Source organism: Streptomyces sp. NPDC030862, assembly GCF_055571835.1.
Map to the genome: position 1 here is coordinate 256033 of NZ_JBVIEN010000010.1, position 15601 is coordinate 271633.

The following is a 15601-nucleotide window of genomic DNA, read 5'->3' on the forward strand; positions in this document are numbered from 1 at the left end:
AGATCTACTTGTAGCGGTAGACGATCCGGCCACGCGTCAGGTCGTACGGAGAGAGCTCCACCACGACCCGGTCGTCCGGGAGGATACGGATGTAGTGCATCCGCATCTTGCCGGAGATGTGCGCGAGGACCTTGTGACCGTTCTGGAGCTCCACCTTGAACATGGCGTTCGGCAGGGACTCGATCACGGTGCCCTCAATCTCGATGGCACCTTGCTTCTTGGCCACGCTTCGCCCTTCGAATCGGCTACCTTGATCGACTCTCCGTCTCCGTGTGTGGACACACGGGTACACGAGAGCCGACGCATCAGTCTACGTCAGGGCATTCGAAAAGACGAATCGGGCTCAGTCTGCCCACGCCGGAAGATCGCTACGCCAGAGGATCGGACCTAGGCGAGAGGATCCGGCGCCGCCGTGACGCCCAGCTCCGCCAGCTCCGCCAGCTTCGCCTTGCCGCCGACCCATCCTCGACGCCGCTCTCGCGGGCTCGGCGCCAGGGCGCCTCACATGCTTCGAACGGCTGCGCCGGCCTCCGGCCGACGGACAGGGCCGGCCTCGCCCGGCGACATCACGCCAGCGGGTCCGGCGCCGCCGTGACGCCCAGCTCCGCCAGCTTCGCCTTGCCGCCGTCGGGGGCGGTCAGCACCAGCGGGCCGTCCTCGGTGAGGGCGACCGAGTGCTCCCAGTGGGAGGACCAGGTGCCGTCCGTCGTGATGACGGTCCACTCGTCCTCCAGGACCTCCGTGCGCGGCGTACCCAGCGACACCATCGGCTCGATGGCCAGGCAGAAGCCGGGGACCAGCTTCGGGCCCTTGCCGCGCTTGCGGGAGACGTAGTTCAGCAGGTGCGGGTCCATGTGCATCTCGGTGCCGATGCCGTGGCCGCCGTACTCCTCGATGATCCCGTACTTGCCGCCGCCCGGCTTCGGCTGGCGGCGGATGTACGTCTCGATGGCGCGCGAGATGTCGACCAGCCGGTTGCCGTTCCGCATGGCGGCGATGCCGTGCCACATCGACTCCTCCGTCACCCGGGAGAGCTCGATCAGCTCCGGGGCGTGACCGGAGCCCACGAAGGCGGTGTACGCCGCGTCGCCGTGCCAGCCGTCGACGACCGCGCCGCAGTCGATGGAGATGACGTCGCCGTCCTTGAGGACGACGTCCTCGCTGGGGATGCCGTGGACGACGACCTCGTTGACCGAGGTGCAGATCGTCGCGGGGAACCCGCCGTACCCGAGGAAGTTCGACTTGGCGCCGTGCTCGGCGAGCACCTTGCGCGCCACCTCGTCCAGGTCCTTCGTCGTCGCCCCGGGAACCGCCGCCTCGCGCGTCGCCGCGTGGATGGCGGCGACGACCAGCCCCGCCTCGCGCATCTTCGCGATCTGCTCGGGAGTCTTGATCTGCACCATGACGGCTGACGCCTTTCCAAACGGAGAACGGGGTGACCTGACAACGATACGGCGGTACGACACCGGCCGCGGCGCCCCGAAGGGCACCGCGGCCGGTGTACGACACGTACGCAGGGTGCTAGGCGGCCTGCTCGCCGCGGCCCCGCAGCGCCTCCATCGCGCGCGCGGTCACGTCCTCGACCGTGCCGAGCGCGGAGATGGTGACCACCAGGCCCTGGGCCTTGTAGTAGTCGATGATCGGCTCGGTCTGCGTGTGGTAGACCTCCAGCCGCTTGCGCACCGTCTCCTCGGAGTCGTCGTCACGCTGGTACAGGTCGCCGCCGCAGACGTCGCAGACGCCCTCGGTCTTCGGCTGCGAGTACGTCACGTGGAAGACGTGCGCGCTGTCGTTGCGGCAGATGCGGCGGCCCGCGATCCGCTTCACGACCTCGTCCTCGGGGACCTCCAGGTCCAGCACCGCGTCGAGCTTCATGCCCTCGGTCTCCAGGGTGGCGTCCAGCGCCTGCGCCTGCGACACGTTGCGCGGGAAGCCGTCCAGCAGGAAGCCGTTCACCGCGTCGGGCTTCTCCATGCGGTCCTTGGCCATGCCGATGGTGACCTCGTCGGGCACCAGCTCGCCGGCGTCCATGTAGGACTTGGCCTTGAGGCCCAGCTCCGTGCCCTGGCTGATGTTGGCACGGAAGAGGTCGCCCGTGGAGATGTGCGGAATCGACAGGTTCGCGGCAAGGAACGCGGCCTGCGTTCCCTTCCCGGCACCGGGCGGTCCGACGAGGACGATTCGCATCAGCGGAGGAACCCTTCGTAATTGCGCTGCTGGAGCTGGCTCTCGATCTGCTTCACGGTCTCCAGACCCACACCCACGATGATCAGGATGCTCGTCCCGCCGAACGGGAAGTTCTGGTTCGCGCCACCGAAGCCCGCCAACGCCATCGTCGGCACGAGAGCGATCAGACCCAGATACAGCGAGCCCGGCCAGGTGATCCGGTTGAGCACGTAGCTCAGGTACTCGGCAGTAGGTCGACCAGCCCGGATACCCGGGATGAAGCCACCATACTTCTTCATGTTGTCCGCGACTTCCTCGGGGTTGAACGAGATGGCCACGTAGAAGAACGCGAAGAACACGATCAACAGGAAGTACACGGTGATGTAGTACGGGTGGTCACCCTTGACGAAGTGCTGTTCGATCCAGGTTTTCCAGCCCGCGGTGGAGTTCGAGAACTGCGCGATCAGTGCCGGGATGTAGAGCAGCGACGACGCGAAGATGACGGGAATCACACCCGCCTGGTTCACCTTGAGCGGGATGTACGTGGACGTACCGCCGTACGACCGCCGACCGATCATCCGCTTCGCGTACTGCACGGGGATGCGGCGCTGGGCCTGCTCGACGAAGACGACGAGCGCCACCATGACGAAGCCGATCAGGATGACCGTGCCGAACTCGATCCAGCCCTTGGCGAGCTTGCCGCTCTCCTTGATGGCCCACAGGGCACCCGGGAAGCCGGCCGCGATCGAGATGAACATCAGGATCGACATGCCGTTGCCGATGCCGCGGTCGGTGATGAGCTCGCCGAGCCACATGACGACCGCCGTACCCGCGGTCATGGTGATCACCATGGTGATGGTGACGAAGATCGACTGGTCCGGGACGACCTCGCGCGCCACGGTGCAGCCGCTGAAGAGGGCGCCGGTACGGGCGGTGGCCACGAGGCCGGTGCCCTGGAGGATCGCCAGCGCGACGGTGAGGTAGCGGGTGTACTGCGTGATCTTCGCCTGGCCGGACTGCCCCTCCTTCTTCAGGGCTTCCAGACGCGGGATGACCACGGTCAGCAGCTGCAGGATGATGCTCGCCGTGATGTACGGCATGATGCCGAGCGCGAAGATCGTGATCTGCAGCAGCGCCCCGCCACTGAACATGTTCACGAGGCCGAACAGGCTGTTGTTGCCCTGCTGGGCCTGGTCCACACACATCTGGACCTTCTCGTAGCTGACCCCGGGCACGGGGACGTGCGCCCCGAGCCGGTACAGCACGATGATGCCGAGCGTGAAGAGCAGCTTCTTGCGCAGGTCGGGCGTCTTGAACGCCCGGGCGAACGCGGTGAGCACGGTGCCTCCTGCGACCCCCGCGCTATGCGTCAGAGGTGACGGTCTTGAGGATCGACGAATACGTATCAGTCAGTGGTCAGTAAAAACCGCGGGGGCGGATCCTGGGGTCCGACCGCGCGGCCCGGGGCGCATGCCCCAAGTCATTACAGCAACACAGTGCACGCCACCTTACCGGCGGACATGCCCCCCTAGGAACGACCAACCGGGGATGCCCCTTTTGAGAGGCATCCCCGGTCGGATGTTCAAGCCATCGAGTCGTCTCAGACGAGCTCGGTGACGGTACCGCCGGCGGCGGTGATCTTCTCCTTGGCGGAGCCGGAGACGGCGTCGACCGTCACCTGCAGCGCCACGGAGATGTCGCCCTGGCCCAGGACCTTGACGAGCTGGTTCTTGCGCACGGCACCCTTGGCGACCAGGTCGGCAACGGTGACCTCGCCACCCTCGGGGTAGAGCGCGGCCAGCTTGTCCAGGTTCACGACCTGGTACTCGGTCTTGAAGGGGTTCTTGAAGCCCTTCAGCTTCGGGAGACGCATGTGGAGCGGCATCTGGCCACCCTCGAAGCTCTCCGGAACCTGGTAGCGGGCCTTCGTGCCCTTCGTACCACGACCGGCCGTCTTACCCTTCGACGCCTCACCACGACCCACACGGGTCTTGGCGGTCTTGGCGCCCGGGGCGGGACGGAGGTTGTGGACCTTCAGCGGGTTCTGCTCCGCCATGTCAGTCGACCTCCTCGACCGTCACGAGGTGGCGGACGGTGTGCACCATGCCGCGGAACTCGGGGCGGTCCTCCTTGACGACCTGCGTGTTGATGCCCTTGAGACCAAGGGAACGCAGGGTGTCGCGGTGGTTCTGCTTGCTGCCGATGTACGACTTCGTCTGCGTGATCTTGAGGCGAGCCATTACGCACCCGCCCCGGCACGCGCACGGAGGAGAGCCGCGGGGGCGACGTCCTCGAGGGGCAGACCACGGCGGGCCGCGATCTCCTCGGGACGCTGCAGGCCCTTCAGGGCCTCCACGGTCGCGTGCACGATGTTGATCGCGTTGTCGGAGCCGAGCGACTTCGACAGGATGTCGTGAACGCCGGCGCACTCGAGCACGGCACGCACCGGGCCACCGGCGATAACGCCGGTACCGGGGGACGCCGGCTTGAGCAGGACGACGCCCGCCGCCTTCTCACCCTGGATGGGGTGCGGGATGGTGCCCTGGATACGGGGGACCTTGAAGAAGTGCTTCTTGGCCTCCTCCACACCCTTGGCGATGGCGGCCGGCACCTCCTTGGCCTTGCCGTAACCGACACCCACGGTGCCGTCACCGTCGCCCACCACGACCAGCGCGGTGAAGCTGAAGCGACGACCACCCTTCACAACCTTGGCGACGCGGTTGATCGCGACGACGCGCTCAACGTACGCGGTCTTCTCGGCGGCAGCAGCGCCGCCGTCACGGCCCTTCCGGTCCCGCCGCTCGCCGCCACCGGCACCGCTTCCGCGGCGCTGGGGTCCAGCCATTGGACTTTCCTTCCTAGTCTTCCTACGTGCGGAACCGGCTCAGAACTTCAGGCCGGCTTCACGGGCGGCATCCGCCAGGGCGGCGATGCGCCCGGCGTAGCGGTTGCCGCCACGGTCGAACACGACAGCTTCGACGCCGGCGGCCTTGGCACGCTCGGCCACGAGCTGGCCGACCTGCTTCGCCTTCGCCGACTTGTCGCCTTCGCCGCCGCGGATGGACGCGTCCAGGGTGGACGCCGACGCCAGGGTGTGACCCGCGATGTCGTCGATGACCTGAGCGGTGATGCCGCGGTTGGACCGGGTGACGACGAGGCGCGGACGCTCCGGCGTACCCGAGACGTTCTTGCGGATACGGATGTGGCGACGCGCCTTAGCAGCGCGCTTGTAAGCGTCGCCCTTGGCGATCTTCGTACCGTATGCCATGGCTTACTTACCAGCCTTTCCGACCTTGCGGCGGATGACCTCGCCCGCGTACTTCACGCCCTTGGCCTTGTACGGGTCGGGCTTGCGCAGCTTGCGGATGTTCGCGGCGACCTCGCCGACCTTCTGCTTGTCGATGCCCTCGACCGAGAACTTGGTCGGCGACTCGACCTTGAAGGAGATCCCCTCGGGGGCCTCCACCAGGATCGGGTGGCTGTAACCGAGCTGGAACTCCAGGTTGGAGCCCTTCGCGGCGACGCGGTAACCGACACCGCTGATCTCGAGCGCCTTCGTGTACCCCTGGGTCACACCGGTGATCATGTTGGCCACCAGCGTGCGGGACAGGCCGTGGAGGGCCTTGTTCTGACGCTCATCGTTCGGGCGGGTGACGTTCAGAACGCCGTCCTCACCCTTGACGATCTCGATCGGGGCGGCGACGGTGTGGGTGAGGGTGCCCTTGGGGCCCTTCACCTCGACCGTGCGGCCATCGATGGTGACGTCCACACCGGCGGGAACCGTGATGGGGAGCTTGCCGATACGCGACATTGGCTTTTCCTCCGTTCCCGACTACCAGACGTAGGCGAGGACTTCCCCACCCACGCCCTTCTTCTGCGCCTGCTGGCCGGTCAGGAGACCGTGGGACGTGGAGATGATCGCCACGCCCAGGCCGCCGAGGACCTTCGGCAGGTTGGTGGACTTCGCGTAAACCCGGAGACCGGGCTTCGAGATCCGCTTGATGCCCGCGATGGAGCGCTCACGGTTCGGGCCGAACTTGAGCTCGAGGACGAGGTTCTTGCCGACCTCGGCGTCCTCGACCTTCCAGCCCGTGATGAAGCCCTCCTGCTTGAGGATCTCCGCGATGTGAGACTTGATCTTGCTGTGCGGCATCGTCACGGTGTCGTGGTACGCCGAGTTCGCGTTCCGCAGACGCGTAAGCATGTCTGCGATCGGATCAGTCATGGTCATGAATTGGCCTTCGGCCTCTCTCGCCGGGGTTTCCTATGTGCGCCATCCCTCTCCCCACTCATGGGCGGGACGGGTGCGGTGCGGGGACCTACGGCGTAGTAAGTCGTACGGGCGGCAGGCGCCCAACCCCACAAGCCTACGGCATGCGGGGAAGGGCTCCTGCCGACCAGATGCTTACCGAGAGACTCCGGTCATCCCAAGTGAGGGATTACCAGGAGCTCTTGGTCACGCCCGGCAGCTCGCCACGGTGAGCCATCTCACGGAGGCACACGCGGCACAGGCCGAACTTGCGGTAGACGGAGTGCGGACGACCGCAGCGCTGGCAGCGGGTGTACGCGCGCACGCCGAACTTGGGCTTGCGAGCAGCCTTCGCGATGAGAGCCTTCTTCGCCATCTCGCTTACGCCTCCTTGAAGGGGAAGCCGAGGTGACGGAGGAGCGCGCGGCCCTCTTCGTCGTTGGTCGCCGTGGTCACCACGGTGATGTCCATACCCCGGACACGGTCGATCTTGTCCTGGTCGATCTCGTGGAACATGACCTGCTCCGTGAGACCGAAGGTGTAGTTGCCACGGCCGTCGAACTGCTTGGGGGACAGGCCGCGGAAGTCGCGGATGCGCGGCAGCGCGAGCGACAGGGTGCGGTCCAGGAACTCCCACATGCGGTCGCCACGGAGCGTGACGTGGGCACCGATCGGCTGGCCCTCACGCAGCTTGAACTGCGCGATGGACTTGCGGGCCTTGGTGACGGCCGGCTTCTGACCGGTGATCGTGGTGAGGTCGCGGATGGCGCCCTCGATCAGCTTGGAGTCGCGGGCGGCGTCGCCCACACCCATGTTGACCACGATCTTGACGAGGCCCGGGACCTGCATGACGTTCTCGTACGAGAACTCCTCACGCAGCTTGCCCGCGATCTCCTCGCGGTACTTCGTCTTCAGACGCGGAGTGGTGGTGGTAGCCATCAGATGTCCTCACCCGTCCGCTTGGCAACGCGGATCTTGTTGCCCTCGTCGTCGAAGCGGTAACCGACGCGGGTCACGACCTTCTGACCGTCCTTCTCCACGACGAGCTGAACGTTGCTCACGTGAATGGGGGCCTCGGTGGTGATGATCCCACCGGTCTGCGAGCCGCGAGCGGTCTGACCGGCCTTGGTGTGCTTCTTGACCCGGTTGACACCCTCGACCAGGACGCGGTCCTCGCGGGGGAAGGCCGCGATGACCTTGCCCTGCTTGCCCTTGTCCTTACCGGTGATGACCTGGACCAGGTCGCCCTTCTTGATCTTCATGCTTACAGCACCTCCGGCGCGAGCGAGATGATCTTCATGAACTTCTTCTCGCGCAGCTCACGGCCCACGGGGCCGAAGATACGGGTGCCGCGAGGGTCGCCGTCGTTCTTCAGAATGACGGCGGCGTTCTCGTCGAAGCGGATGTACGAGCCGTCCTGGCGGCGGCGCTCCTTGACGGTGCGAACGATGACCGCCTTGACGACGTCACCCTTCTTCACGTTGCCACCGGGGATCGCGTCCTTGACGGTGGCGACGATGACGTCACCGATGCCCGCGTAGCGGCGACCGGAGCCACCGAGAACACGGATGCAAAGGATCTCCTTGGCACCAGTGTTGTCGGCGACACGCAGTCGCGACTCCTGCTGGATCACGTCTATCTCCTGATCGTCTGCCGGTTCCCGGCAGGGCCTGGAAAAGGCCCTGCCGAGCCTGGCGGAACTAAATGCTGGGGCAGTGACGCCTCAGCGAGGGGCATGCGGGGACTCTCCCGGCGAGGGGAGAGTCCGCCGCAAAATTACTTGGCCTTCTCGAGGATCTCGACGACGCGCCAGCGCTTCGTCGCGGACAGCGGCCGGGTCTCCATGAGGAGGACGCGGTCGCCGACGCCCGCGGCGTTCTGCTCGTCGTGCGCCTTGAGCTTGTTCGTACGGCGGATGACCTTGCCGTACAGCGCGTGCTTGACGCGGTCCTCGACGGCGACGACGACGGTCTTGTCCATCTTGTCGCTGACGACCAGACCCTCACGGGTCTTACGGAAACCGCGCGCTTCCTTGTTCTCAGTCACGTTGCTCTCGCTCATCAGGCGCTCTCCACCGTCTCGATGCCCAGCTCGCGCTCACGCATCAGGGTGTAGATCCGGGCGATGTCCTTACGGACGGACTTGAGCCGACCGTGGTTCTCGAGCTGCCCGGTCGCCGCCTGGAAGCGGAGGTTGAACAGCTCTTCCTTGGCCTCGCGGAGCTTGTTGAGAAGCTCCTCGTTGCCCAGCTCGCGCAGCTCGGACGCCTTGGTACCGGCCGACATCACAGCTCACCTGCCTCGCGCTTGACGATCTTGCACTTCATCGGCAGCTTGTGGGCGGCACGAGTCAGGGCCTCACGCGCGATCTTCTCGTTCGGGTAGGACAGCTCGAACATCACCCGACCAGGCTTGACGTTCGCGATCCACCACTCCGGCGAACCCTTACCGGAACCCATGCGGGTCTCGGCAGGCTTCTTCGTGAGCGGACGGTCCGGGTAGATGTTGATCCAGACCTTGCCGCCACGCTTGATGTGGCGGGTCATCGCGATACGCGCGGCCTCGATCTGGCGGTTGGTCACGTAGGCCGGGGTGAGGGCCTGAATGCCGTACTCGCCGAACGCAACCTGCGTGCCACCCTTGGACATACCGTTGCGCTTCGGGTGGTGCTGCTTGCGGTGCTTGACCCTACGGGGGATCAGCATGTCGGTCAGGCCTCCGTTCCGGTGCTCTCAGCCGGAGCAGCGGCGGCAGCCTCGGCCTTGGGGGCCTCGGCGCCGGCGTTCTGCTGCGGCTTGCGACCGCGACCGCCACGCTCGCCACCGCGGCCACCACGGCCGGCGGGGCGGTCAGCGCCACCACGGGCCGGGCGGTTGCCGGCGCGGGCAGCGGCGTTCTCGGCGCGGACCTCGGCGATGTTCTTGACGTCGCCCTTGTAGATCCAGACCTTCACGCCGATGCGGCCGAAGGTCGTCTTGGCCTCGAAGAAGCCGTACTCGACGTTCGCGCGGAGCGTGTGCAGCGGCACACGGCCCTCGCGGTAGAACTCCGAGCGGGACATCTCGGCGCCGCCGAGACGGCCGCCACACTGGATCTTGATGCCCTTGGCGCCCGCCTTCATCGCCGACTGCATGCTCTTGCGCATGGCGCGGCGGAAGGAGACGCGGGAGGACAGCTGCTCGGCAACGGCCTGGGCCACGAGCTGAGCGTCGACCTCGGGGTTCTTGACCTCGAGGATGTTCAGCTGGACCTGCTTGCCCGTGAGCTTCTCGAGGTCACCGCGGATGCGGTCGGCCTCGGCGCCACGGCGGCCGATGACGATGCCCGGACGCGCGGTGTGGATGTCCACGCGGACACGGTCACGGGTGCGCTCGATCTCCACCTTCGAGATGCCGGCGCGCTCCATGCCGGACGTCATCATCCGACGGATGGCGACGTCTTCCTTGACGTAGTCCTTGTACAGCTTGTCGGCGTACCAGCGCGACTTGAAGTCGGTGGTGATGCCGAGCCGGAACCCGTGCGGGTTTACCTTCTGGCCCATTACCGGGTTCCTTCCTTGCTGCTGACGACCACGGTGATGTGGCTGGTCCGCTTGCGGATCCGGTAGGCACGGCCCTGGGCGCGCGGACGGAACCGCTTCAGGGTCGGGCCCTCGTCAACGTACGCCTCGCTGATGTACAGCGAAGAGGCGTCCGTGTGGTCGTAGTTGTGCGCGGCGTTGGCAATGGCGCTGTCCAGCACCTTGCCCACCGGCACGCTCGCGGCCTGCGGGGCGAAACGCAGGACCGCCTGAGCCTCCGTGGCGTCCATGCCACGGATGAGGTCCACCACGCGGCGGGCCTTCATGGGCGTGACGCGGATGTACCGCGCCTGGGCCCTGGCTTCCATGGTTGTCCCTTCAGTGTCTGACACGTTCGTCATGGTCTTTCACCCCGCTGGTTAGCGGCGCTTCGACTTCCGGTCTTCCTTGACGTGACCCCGGAAGGTGCGCGTCGGCGAGAACTCGCCGAGCTTGTGGCCGACCATCGACTCGGTGACGAACACCGGGATGTGGGTCTTGCCGTTGTGCACCGCGATCGTGTGGCCGAGCATGGCCGGGACGATCATCGAGCGACGGGACCAGGTCTTGATGACGTTCTTGGTGCCGGCTTCGTTCTGAGAATCCACCTTCTTGATCAGGTGGTCGTCGACGAAGGGCCCCTTCTTGAGACTACGCGGCATCTAAACCCGCTCCTAGCGCTTCTTGTTCGTCTTGCGGCGGCGGACGATGTACTTGTTGCTCGCCTTCTTGGGAGAACGAGTACGACCCTCCTTCTGACCCCACGGGGAAACCGGGTGGCGACCACCGGAGGTCTTGCCCTCACCACCACCGTGCGGGTGGTCGACCGGGTTCATGGCGACACCACGGACGGTCGGGCGAACGCCCAGCCAGCGCTTACGGCCGGCCTTGCCCCAGTTGATGTTCGACTGCTCGGCGTTGCCGACCTCGCCGATGGTGGCGCGGCAGCGGACGTCGACCAGACGGATCTCACCGGACGGCATGCGGAGGTGGGCCATCGAGCCCTCCTTCGCGAGCAGCTGCACGGAGGCACCGGCGGAGCGGGCGAACTTGGCGCCGCCACCGGGACGGAGCTCGATCGCGTGGATCGTGGTACCGACCGGGATGTTGCGCAGGGCCAGGTTGTTGCCCGGCTTGATGTCGGCCGCGGGGCCGTTCTCGATCCGGTCGCCCTGGTTCAGGCCACGCGGAGCGATGATGTAGCGCTTCTCGCCGTCCGCGTAGTGGAGCAGCGCGATGCGAGCGGTGCGGTTGGGGTCGTACTCGATGTGAGCGACCTTCGCCGGCACGCCGTCCTTGTCGTGACGACGGAAGTCGATCACGCGGTAGGCGCGCTTGTGGCCACCGCCCTGGTGACGGACGGTCACACGACCGGTGTTGTTACGGCCGCCCTTGCTGTGCAGGGGGCGGACCAGCGACTTCTCCGGCGTGGACCGCGTGATCTCGACGAAGTCGGCGACGCTGGAGCCACGACGGCCCGGAGTCGTCGGCTTGTACTTGCGGATACCCATTTCTCAGTCCTCGTCCGATATTCGGACCAGGGCACTCCGTTAGGAGGCCTGGCCGAAGATGTCGATTCGGCTGCCCTCGGCAAGGGTCACGATGGCGCGCTTCGTGTTGGCGCGCTTGCCGAAACCGGTGCGGGTGCGCTTGCGCTTGCCCTGGCGGTTGATCGTGTTGACCCCGGCGACCTTGACCGAGAAGACCGCCTCGACGGCCTGCTTGATCTGGGTCTTGTTCGCGCGCGGGTCGACGATGAACGTGTACTTGTTCTCGTCCAGCAGCGCGTAGCTCTTCTCGGAGACAACCGGCTTGACGAGAATGTCGCGCGGGTCCGTGAAGGTCTTGCTGGTGATCTCGGCCATCAGGCCTCGCTCCCCTCGTTGTCAGCGGCCTTGGGGCCAGACACGAAGGACTCGAAGGCGGCCTTGGTGAAGACCACGTCGTCGGAGACGAGCACGTCGTACGTGTTCAGCTGGCCCGGCTCCAGGATGTGCACCTGGGGCAGGTTGCGGGCGGACAGCCACGCGGCCTCGTCCGAGCGCTCGGCGACCAGGAGCAGGTTCTTGCGCTCCGAGATCTTGCCGAACAGCGTCTTGGCGGCCTTGGTGGAGATCTCGCCCTCGACCACGCCGGAGACGACGTGGATGCGGGAGTGACGCGCCCGGTCCGAGAGGGCACCGCGGAGGGCGGCGGCCTTCATCTTCTTCGGGGTGCGCTGCGAGTAGTCACGCGGCACGGGGCCGTGGACGACGCCACCGCCGGCGAACTGCGGGGCGCGGGTCGAGCCCTGACGGGCGCGGCCGGTGCCCTTCTGGCGGTACGGCTTCTTGCCACCGCCGCGGACTTCGCCACGGGTCTTGGTCTTGTGCGTGCCCTGGCGGGCAGCGGCCAGCTGTGCGACGACGACCTGGTGGATCAGCGGAACGCTGGTCTTCGCGTCGAAGATCTCCGCGGGGAGCTCGACGGTCCCGGCCTTGTCGCCTGCCGGCGAAAGGATGTCAATGGTGCTCATCGGTTACCTCAGGCCCCCTTGGCCGCGGTACGGACCAGGACGAGGCCGCCGTTCGGACCAGGAACCGCACCCTTGATCAGGAGCAGGCCCTTCTCCGCGTCAACGGCGTGGACGGTCAGGTTCTGGGTGGTGACCCGCTCGTTGCCCATGCGGCCCGCCATGCGGAGGCCCTTGAACACACGGCCCGGGGTGGCGCAGCCACCGATGGAACCGGGCGAGCGGTGCTTGCGCTGGGTGCCGTGTCCGGCGCCCAGGCCACGGAAGTTGTGGCGCTTCATGACACCGGCGAAGCCCTTGCCCTTGCTCTTGCCGGTGACGTCGACCTTGACGCCCGCCTCGAAGACCTCAGCGGTGATCTCCTGGCCGAGCGTGTACTCGGAGGCGTCAGCGGTGCGGATCTCCACCAGGTGGCGGCGCGGGGTGACGTCGGCCTTGGCGAAGTGACCCTTGAGGGGCTTGTTCACCTTGCGCGGGTCGATCTCGCCGAAGGCGATCTGGACCGACTCGTAGCCGTCGATGTCGTTCGTGCGGACCTGGGTGACGACGCAGGGCCCGGCCTTGACGACGGTCACCGGGACGACCCGGTTGTTCTCGTCCCAGACCTGGGTCATGCCGAGCTTCTCGCCCAGGACGCCCTTAATGTTCTTAGCCATCTCGCGCGTCACCTCAGAGCTTGATCTCGATGTCGACGCCGGCCGGCAGGTCGAGGCGCATGAGCGAGTCAACCGTCTTCGGCGTGGGGTCGAGGATGTCGATGAGGCGCTTGTGCGTGCGCATCTCGAAGTGCTCGCGCGAGTCCTTGTACTTGTGCGGCGACTTGATGACGCAGTACACGTTCTTCTCAGTGGGCAGCGGCACCGGGCCCGCGACCGACGCACCGGTACGGGTCACCGTCTCGACGATCTTCTTCGCCGAAGAGTCGATGACCTCGTGGTCGTAGGCCTTGAGCCGGATGCGGATCTTCTGTCCCGCCATGGCTACTCAGTAGTCCTGTCTCTCGTAACGCTCTGGTACCTGGTGGGTCCGCGCCCTGTCCTGATCTCCGACCCCCGCGGTCGGGCGTGTCGCACTCCCTCTACGCAGATATCCCGAAGGATTTCCCAACCGAGGGGGTGCGGTCCCGTGGACCGCGAGACCGGGGATCGACGTATGGACGCGTCTGGCCACCGGGTGCCTGGTCGGCGCCCCGCTGACACTTCCCGGAAGATTCCCGTACGTCCGCCCCTGATCAGAGGCGACGAGTACTGTGGGACTCGCTTCCGGTCCTCCCGGCGGGAGGCGCGCAGCATCGGCACTCAACCGAGCAACCCGGACAGTCTGCCACACCGGGCGCGGCCGACGCCAATCGAGCCGAAGAGATTACCCCGCCGGGGTTGCCTGTCAAACCGCGGCACGCGGAAGCGCGCGGTCCGGCCGCGCCGGGCGCCGCCCCACCACCGCCACTATGATCACTGGCCGTCCCGGGCGGGTCCACCGCCCGGAAACCGGATGGATCATGGGGGAAATCGTGCGCAAGACGACGACGGCCGTGGCGCTGGCCCTGGCGGCGGCACTGCTGACGGGCTGCGGTGGCGCGGACGAGGGCGGCGGCGCCGGCAAGGGCGACGCGGGTGCCGGGAAGACGCCGACGGCGGAGCAGTCGGCAGGGAAGCCCGCGGAGCAGCCCGCGGCCGGGGGTGGCGCGGCGCACGAGGTGACCATCGAGGTGACCGGCAAGGGTCAGACGATGATCATGTACACCCTCGACGAGTCGAAGACCGAGACGGTGACGCTGCCCTGGAAGAAGACGGCCACCATCACCCCGGAGGGCGCGGAGAAGCAGGTCGGCCGACTCGTGATCGTCACGCCGGGCCACTCGCAGGGCGAGGACGGCATGCTGAAGGCGGCCGGGTGCACGATCACGGTGGACGGCAAGAAGGTGGCGGACAACGGTGACGGGGCGGTCGCCGCGCCCTGCTCGTACAAGCTGAAGTAGCACCCTCCGCACACGCGCCCCGCACTCGGCCGTGGCCGAGCGCGGGGCGCGAGGCGTTAAATCCTACGAATGGGCGCCAGTCGATGGAAAAGGCCCGGAAAGTGGCCCATTCGGCGCAGGTATTCGCGTAACCCATCGCGTCGTTTTTCGTTCGCGCCTCGCGAAGGTCGTAATTTCCCTTTTACCCGAGAAGGAGGGAAATTCATGCGGCCCATTCGAGCCCTCGTCGTCGCGATTTCCGTGGCTGCCCTGTCGTTGGGCACGGCCACGATGTCCGAGGCGATCAGCTGGCACCACCCAGGCGCCGAGACGCGGTCCGGACACGGCGAGTCGGCCAAGGGGACCGACGACAAGGAGACGGCGAAGACGCACGTCAAGAAGTCGGAATACCTCGACGACAGTTGCAAGGGCAAGACGTTCGGTTACTGCAAGCAGAATGTCGCCCTCGAGCAGAGCCTGCTCGGCCCGATCGGCCTGATCGGCAATGGCGGACTCGTCGGCCTCATCGGTGGCGGTACGAACGGCACCAACGGCGTGAACGGAACCAGCGGCTCAAGCGGCGCGAGCAGCGGCTCCAGCGGCACGAGCGGTTCCAGCGGCGCGAGCAGCGGCACGAGCGGCTCAAGCGGCGCGAGCAGCGGCACGAGCGGTTCCAGTGGCTCAAGCGGCGCGAGCGGCTCCAGCGGCACGAGCGGCGGCCAAGAAATGCCGGAGGAGTGGTGCTCGCCGGGTTACTGGCGCAACCACCCGCAGGCATGGCCCGCCGCGTACGCCACCACCGACACGTACAGCGACATGTTCCCCGGCGAAAGGCCCACGAAGACGACAGCCGGTGTCAACGCCGGCCTGGAGCTCGCGCCGGACGATCCCGAACTGCTCTACATGCTCGACCACCCGCAGTACTACGGGGGTGACGACACCAATCGCGTCGCGGACGAGCTGAGCCGGGTCCACCCGAACGTGAATTTCCGGGGCAACCGCGTCGACTACTGCGACACCACCAGGTGATCCACGCGTGACCGCGGGTCGGGGGGGGGGGGGGGGGGGGGGTGTGGGGGGGGGGGGGAGGGGGGGGGAGAGGGGGGGGGAGCATAGGGAGGGAAAGGGGGGGAGAGGGGGAAAAGAAGAACCCCGAGAG

Annotated in this window: 27 protein-coding genes; 2 read left to right on the forward strand and 25 right to left on the reverse strand. The window is 66.7% G+C overall.

Features of this window, described 5'->3' with window-relative positions:
• Positions 1 to 4: 4 nt before the first annotated feature.
• From infA to rpsJ, 25 genes are all read right to left on the reverse strand, one after another.
• The gene (infA, locus tag ACZ42X_RS26570; RefSeq protein ID WP_003956442.1) at positions 5 to 226 is read right to left on the reverse strand and encodes a translation initiation factor IF-1; all 222 of its coding nucleotides are present in this window, start codon (positions 224 to 226) and stop codon (positions 5 to 7) included.
• Between the two features lie 340 nt (positions 227 to 566).
• A complete protein-coding gene (gene map, locus ACZ42X_RS26575; RefSeq protein ID WP_355353941.1) occupies positions 567 to 1403 on the reverse strand; it encodes a type I methionyl aminopeptidase in 837 nt (278 codons plus the stop codon).
• Positions 1404 to 1521: 118 nt separating this feature from the next.
• A complete protein-coding gene (locus ACZ42X_RS26580) occupies positions 1522 to 2187 on the reverse strand; it encodes an adenylate kinase (RefSeq protein ID WP_468294962.1) in 666 nt (221 codons plus the stop codon).
• A complete protein-coding gene (gene secY, locus ACZ42X_RS26585; protein ID WP_468294965.1) occupies positions 2187 to 3506 on the reverse strand; it encodes a preprotein translocase subunit SecY in 1320 nt (439 codons plus the stop codon). Before secY ends, ACZ42X_RS26580 begins: the two co-directional genes overlap by 1 nt.
• A gap of 260 nt (positions 3507 to 3766) precedes the next feature.
• A complete protein-coding gene (gene rplO / locus ACZ42X_RS26590; RefSeq protein WP_355353932.1) occupies positions 3767 to 4222 on the reverse strand; it encodes a 50S ribosomal protein L15 in 456 nt (151 codons plus the stop codon).
• Position 4223: 1 nt separating this feature from the next.
• The gene (gene rpmD / locus ACZ42X_RS26595; RefSeq protein WP_010473936.1) at positions 4224 to 4406 is read right to left on the reverse strand and encodes a 50S ribosomal protein L30; all 183 of its coding nucleotides are present in this window, start codon (positions 4404 to 4406) and stop codon (positions 4224 to 4226) included.
• Positions 4406 to 5011 carry a 30S ribosomal protein S5 gene (gene rpsE, locus ACZ42X_RS26600; protein WP_030201551.1) on the reverse strand — a complete coding sequence of 202 codons (606 nt, stop codon included), beginning with the start codon at positions 5009 to 5011 and terminating at the stop codon, positions 4406 to 4408. The genes rpmD and rpsE overlap by 1 nt, the downstream gene beginning before the upstream one ends.
• A 39-nt stretch (positions 5012 to 5050) precedes the next feature.
• Entirely contained in the window at positions 5051 to 5434 is a 384-nt protein-coding gene (gene rplR / locus ACZ42X_RS26605; RefSeq protein WP_355353926.1) for a 50S ribosomal protein L18, read from the reverse strand.
• A 3-nt stretch (positions 5435 to 5437) separates the two neighbouring features.
• Complete coding sequence (gene rplF, locus ACZ42X_RS26610; protein ID WP_010473939.1) at positions 5438 to 5977, reverse strand: 50S ribosomal protein L6; 540 nt, start codon at positions 5975 to 5977, stop codon at positions 5438 to 5440.
• Between the two features lie 21 nt (positions 5978 to 5998).
• Positions 5999 to 6397: a 30S ribosomal protein S8 gene (gene rpsH, locus ACZ42X_RS26615; RefSeq protein WP_010473942.1), complete on the reverse strand. Its 399-nt coding sequence runs from the start codon at positions 6395 to 6397 to the stop codon at positions 5999 to 6001.
• 208 nt (positions 6398 to 6605) lie between these two features.
• A complete protein-coding gene (locus tag ACZ42X_RS26620; protein WP_003956452.1) occupies positions 6606 to 6791 on the reverse strand; it encodes a type Z 30S ribosomal protein S14 in 186 nt (61 codons plus the stop codon).
• Between the two features lie 5 nt (positions 6792 to 6796).
• On the reverse strand, positions 6797 to 7354 hold the full coding sequence (rplE, locus tag ACZ42X_RS26625) for a 50S ribosomal protein L5 (protein WP_004984522.1): 558 nt from the start codon (positions 7352 to 7354) through the stop codon (positions 6797 to 6799).
• Entirely contained in the window at positions 7354 to 7677 is a 324-nt protein-coding gene (rplX, locus tag ACZ42X_RS26630; protein ID WP_468294970.1) for a 50S ribosomal protein L24, read from the reverse strand. Before rplX ends, rplE begins: the two co-directional genes overlap by 1 nt.
• Positions 7678 to 7679: 2 nt before the next feature.
• Entirely contained in the window at positions 7680 to 8048 is a 369-nt protein-coding gene (gene rplN / locus ACZ42X_RS26635; RefSeq protein ID WP_003956455.1) for a 50S ribosomal protein L14, read from the reverse strand.
• Positions 8049 to 8191: 143 nt separating this feature from the next.
• Positions 8192 to 8476 carry a 30S ribosomal protein S17 gene (rpsQ, locus tag ACZ42X_RS26640; RefSeq protein ID WP_039656223.1) on the reverse strand — a complete coding sequence of 95 codons (285 nt, stop codon included), beginning with the start codon at positions 8474 to 8476 and terminating at the stop codon, positions 8192 to 8194.
• Positions 8476 to 8700 carry a 50S ribosomal protein L29 gene (gene rpmC / locus ACZ42X_RS26645; RefSeq protein WP_015035581.1) on the reverse strand — a complete coding sequence of 75 codons (225 nt, stop codon included), beginning with the start codon at positions 8698 to 8700 and terminating at the stop codon, positions 8476 to 8478. The genes rpsQ and rpmC overlap by 1 nt, the downstream gene beginning before the upstream one ends.
• Complete coding sequence (gene rplP, locus ACZ42X_RS26650; protein ID WP_030494257.1) at positions 8700 to 9119, reverse strand: 50S ribosomal protein L16; 420 nt, start codon at positions 9117 to 9119, stop codon at positions 8700 to 8702. Before rplP ends, rpmC begins: the two co-directional genes overlap by 1 nt.
• A gap of 5 nt (positions 9120 to 9124) precedes the next feature.
• Positions 9125 to 9955 (reverse strand): 30S ribosomal protein S3, encoded by an 831-nt coding sequence (gene rpsC, locus ACZ42X_RS26655; protein WP_355353915.1) that lies wholly within the window; start codon positions 9953 to 9955, stop codon positions 9125 to 9127.
• A complete protein-coding gene (gene rplV, locus ACZ42X_RS26660; protein WP_030685471.1) occupies positions 9955 to 10302 on the reverse strand; it encodes a 50S ribosomal protein L22 in 348 nt (115 codons plus the stop codon). Before rplV ends, rpsC begins: the two co-directional genes overlap by 1 nt.
• Positions 10303 to 10353: 51 nt before the next feature.
• Positions 10354 to 10635: a 30S ribosomal protein S19 gene (gene rpsS / locus ACZ42X_RS26665; RefSeq protein WP_041665437.1), complete on the reverse strand. Its 282-nt coding sequence runs from the start codon at positions 10633 to 10635 to the stop codon at positions 10354 to 10356.
• 12 nt (positions 10636 to 10647) lie between these two features.
• Positions 10648 to 11484, reverse strand: a complete 837-nt coding sequence (gene rplB / locus ACZ42X_RS26670) for a 50S ribosomal protein L2 (protein ID WP_355353910.1) — start codon at positions 11482 to 11484, stop codon at positions 10648 to 10650.
• Between the two features lie 39 nt (positions 11485 to 11523).
• A complete protein-coding gene (gene rplW / locus ACZ42X_RS26675; RefSeq protein ID WP_361421410.1) occupies positions 11524 to 11838 on the reverse strand; it encodes a 50S ribosomal protein L23 in 315 nt (104 codons plus the stop codon).
• Positions 11838 to 12488: a 50S ribosomal protein L4 gene (gene rplD, locus ACZ42X_RS26680; protein ID WP_355353904.1), complete on the reverse strand. Its 651-nt coding sequence runs from the start codon at positions 12486 to 12488 to the stop codon at positions 11838 to 11840. The genes rplW and rplD overlap by 1 nt, the downstream gene beginning before the upstream one ends.
• 8 nt (positions 12489 to 12496) lie before the next feature.
• Positions 12497 to 13141 carry a 50S ribosomal protein L3 gene (gene rplC / locus ACZ42X_RS26685; protein ID WP_361421414.1) on the reverse strand — a complete coding sequence of 215 codons (645 nt, stop codon included), beginning with the start codon at positions 13139 to 13141 and terminating at the stop codon, positions 12497 to 12499.
• A 13-nt stretch (positions 13142 to 13154) separates the two neighbouring features.
• Positions 13155 to 13463 carry a 30S ribosomal protein S10 gene (gene rpsJ / locus ACZ42X_RS26690; protein WP_003948644.1) on the reverse strand — a complete coding sequence of 103 codons (309 nt, stop codon included), beginning with the start codon at positions 13461 to 13463 and terminating at the stop codon, positions 13155 to 13157.
• Between the two features lie 520 nt (positions 13464 to 13983).
• On the opposite strand from rpsJ, the gene ACZ42X_RS26695 reads away from it, so the two are divergent.
• Together ACZ42X_RS26695 and ACZ42X_RS26700 are read left to right on the forward strand one after the other, a co-directional pair.
• Positions 13984 to 14463 (forward strand): hypothetical protein, encoded by a 480-nt coding sequence (locus tag ACZ42X_RS26695; RefSeq protein WP_468294975.1) that lies wholly within the window; start codon positions 13984 to 13986, stop codon positions 14461 to 14463.
• A 204-nt stretch (positions 14464 to 14667) separates the two neighbouring features.
• Positions 14668 to 15471 (forward strand): hypothetical protein, encoded by an 804-nt coding sequence (locus tag ACZ42X_RS26700; RefSeq protein WP_468294977.1) that lies wholly within the window; start codon positions 14668 to 14670, stop codon positions 15469 to 15471.
• The last annotated feature ends 130 nt before the right edge of the window (positions 15472 to 15601 follow it).

Bases quoted from the DNA above. Each gene is read 5' to 3' on its own strand.
- map (WP_355353941.1), bottom strand. From the start codon at position 1,403: ATGGTGCAGATCAAGACTCCCGAGCAGATCGCGAAGATGCGCGAGGCG.
- ACZ42X_RS26580 (WP_468294962.1), bottom strand. From the start codon at position 2,187: ATGCGAATCGTCCTCGTCGGACCGCCCGGTGCCGGGAAGGGAACGCAG.
- rplO (WP_355353932.1), bottom strand. From the start codon at position 4,222: ATGGCGGAGCAGAACCCGCTGAAGGTCCACAACCTCCGTCCCGCCCCG.
- rpmD (WP_010473936.1), bottom strand. From the start codon at position 4,406: ATGGCTCGCCTCAAGATCACGCAGACGAAGTCGTACATCGGCAGCAAG.
- rpsE (WP_030201551.1), bottom strand. From the start codon at position 5,011: ATGGCTGGACCCCAGCGCCGCGGAAGCGGTGCCGGTGGCGGCGAGCGG.
- rplR (WP_355353926.1), bottom strand. From the start codon at position 5,434: ATGGCATACGGTACGAAGATCGCCAAGGGCGACGCTTACAAGCGCGCT.
- rplF (WP_010473939.1), bottom strand. From the start codon at position 5,977: ATGTCGCGTATCGGCAAGCTCCCCATCACGGTTCCCGCCGGTGTGGAC.
- rpsH (WP_010473942.1), bottom strand. From the start codon at position 6,397: ATGACCATGACTGATCCGATCGCAGACATGCTTACGCGTCTGCGGAAC.
- ACZ42X_RS26620 (WP_003956452.1), bottom strand. From the start codon at position 6,791: ATGGCGAAGAAGGCTCTCATCGCGAAGGCTGCTCGCAAGCCCAAGTTC.
- rplE (WP_004984522.1), bottom strand. From the start codon at position 7,354: ATGGCTACCACCACCACTCCGCGTCTGAAGACGAAGTACCGCGAGGAG.
- rplX (WP_468294970.1), bottom strand. From the start codon at position 7,677: ATGAAGATCAAGAAGGGCGACCTGGTCCAGGTCATCACCGGTAAGGAC.
- rpsQ (WP_039656223.1), bottom strand. From the start codon at position 8,476: ATGAGCGAGAGCAACGTGACTGAGAACAAGGAAGCGCGCGGTTTCCGT.
- rpmC (WP_015035581.1), bottom strand. From the start codon at position 8,700: ATGTCGGCCGGTACCAAGGCGTCCGAGCTGCGCGAGCTGGGCAACGAG.
- rplP (WP_030494257.1), bottom strand. From the start codon at position 9,119: ATGCTGATCCCCCGTAGGGTCAAGCACCGCAAGCAGCACCACCCGAAG.
- rpsC (WP_355353915.1), bottom strand. From the start codon at position 9,955: ATGGGCCAGAAGGTAAACCCGCACGGGTTCCGGCTCGGCATCACCACC.
- rplV (WP_030685471.1), bottom strand. From the start codon at position 10,302: ATGGAAGCCAGGGCCCAGGCGCGGTACATCCGCGTCACGCCCATGAAG.
- rpsS (WP_041665437.1), bottom strand. From the start codon at position 10,635: ATGCCGCGTAGTCTCAAGAAGGGGCCCTTCGTCGACGACCACCTGATC.
- rplB (WP_355353910.1), bottom strand. From the start codon at position 11,484: ATGGGTATCCGCAAGTACAAGCCGACGACTCCGGGCCGTCGTGGCTCC.
- rplW (WP_361421410.1), bottom strand. From the start codon at position 11,838: ATGGCCGAGATCACCAGCAAGACCTTCACGGACCCGCGCGACATTCTC.
- rplD (WP_355353904.1), bottom strand. From the start codon at position 12,488: ATGAGCACCATTGACATCCTTTCGCCGGCAGGCGACAAGGCCGGGACC.
- rplC (WP_361421414.1), bottom strand. From the start codon at position 13,141: ATGGCTAAGAACATTAAGGGCGTCCTGGGCGAGAAGCTCGGCATGACC.
- rpsJ (WP_003948644.1), bottom strand. From the start codon at position 13,463: ATGGCGGGACAGAAGATCCGCATCCGGCTCAAGGCCTACGACCACGAG.
- ACZ42X_RS26695 (WP_468294975.1), top strand. From the start codon at position 13,984: ATGGGGGAAATCGTGCGCAAGACGACGACGGCCGTGGCGCTGGCCCTG.
- ACZ42X_RS26700 (WP_468294977.1), top strand. From the start codon at position 14,668: ATGCGGCCCATTCGAGCCCTCGTCGTCGCGATTTCCGTGGCTGCCCTG.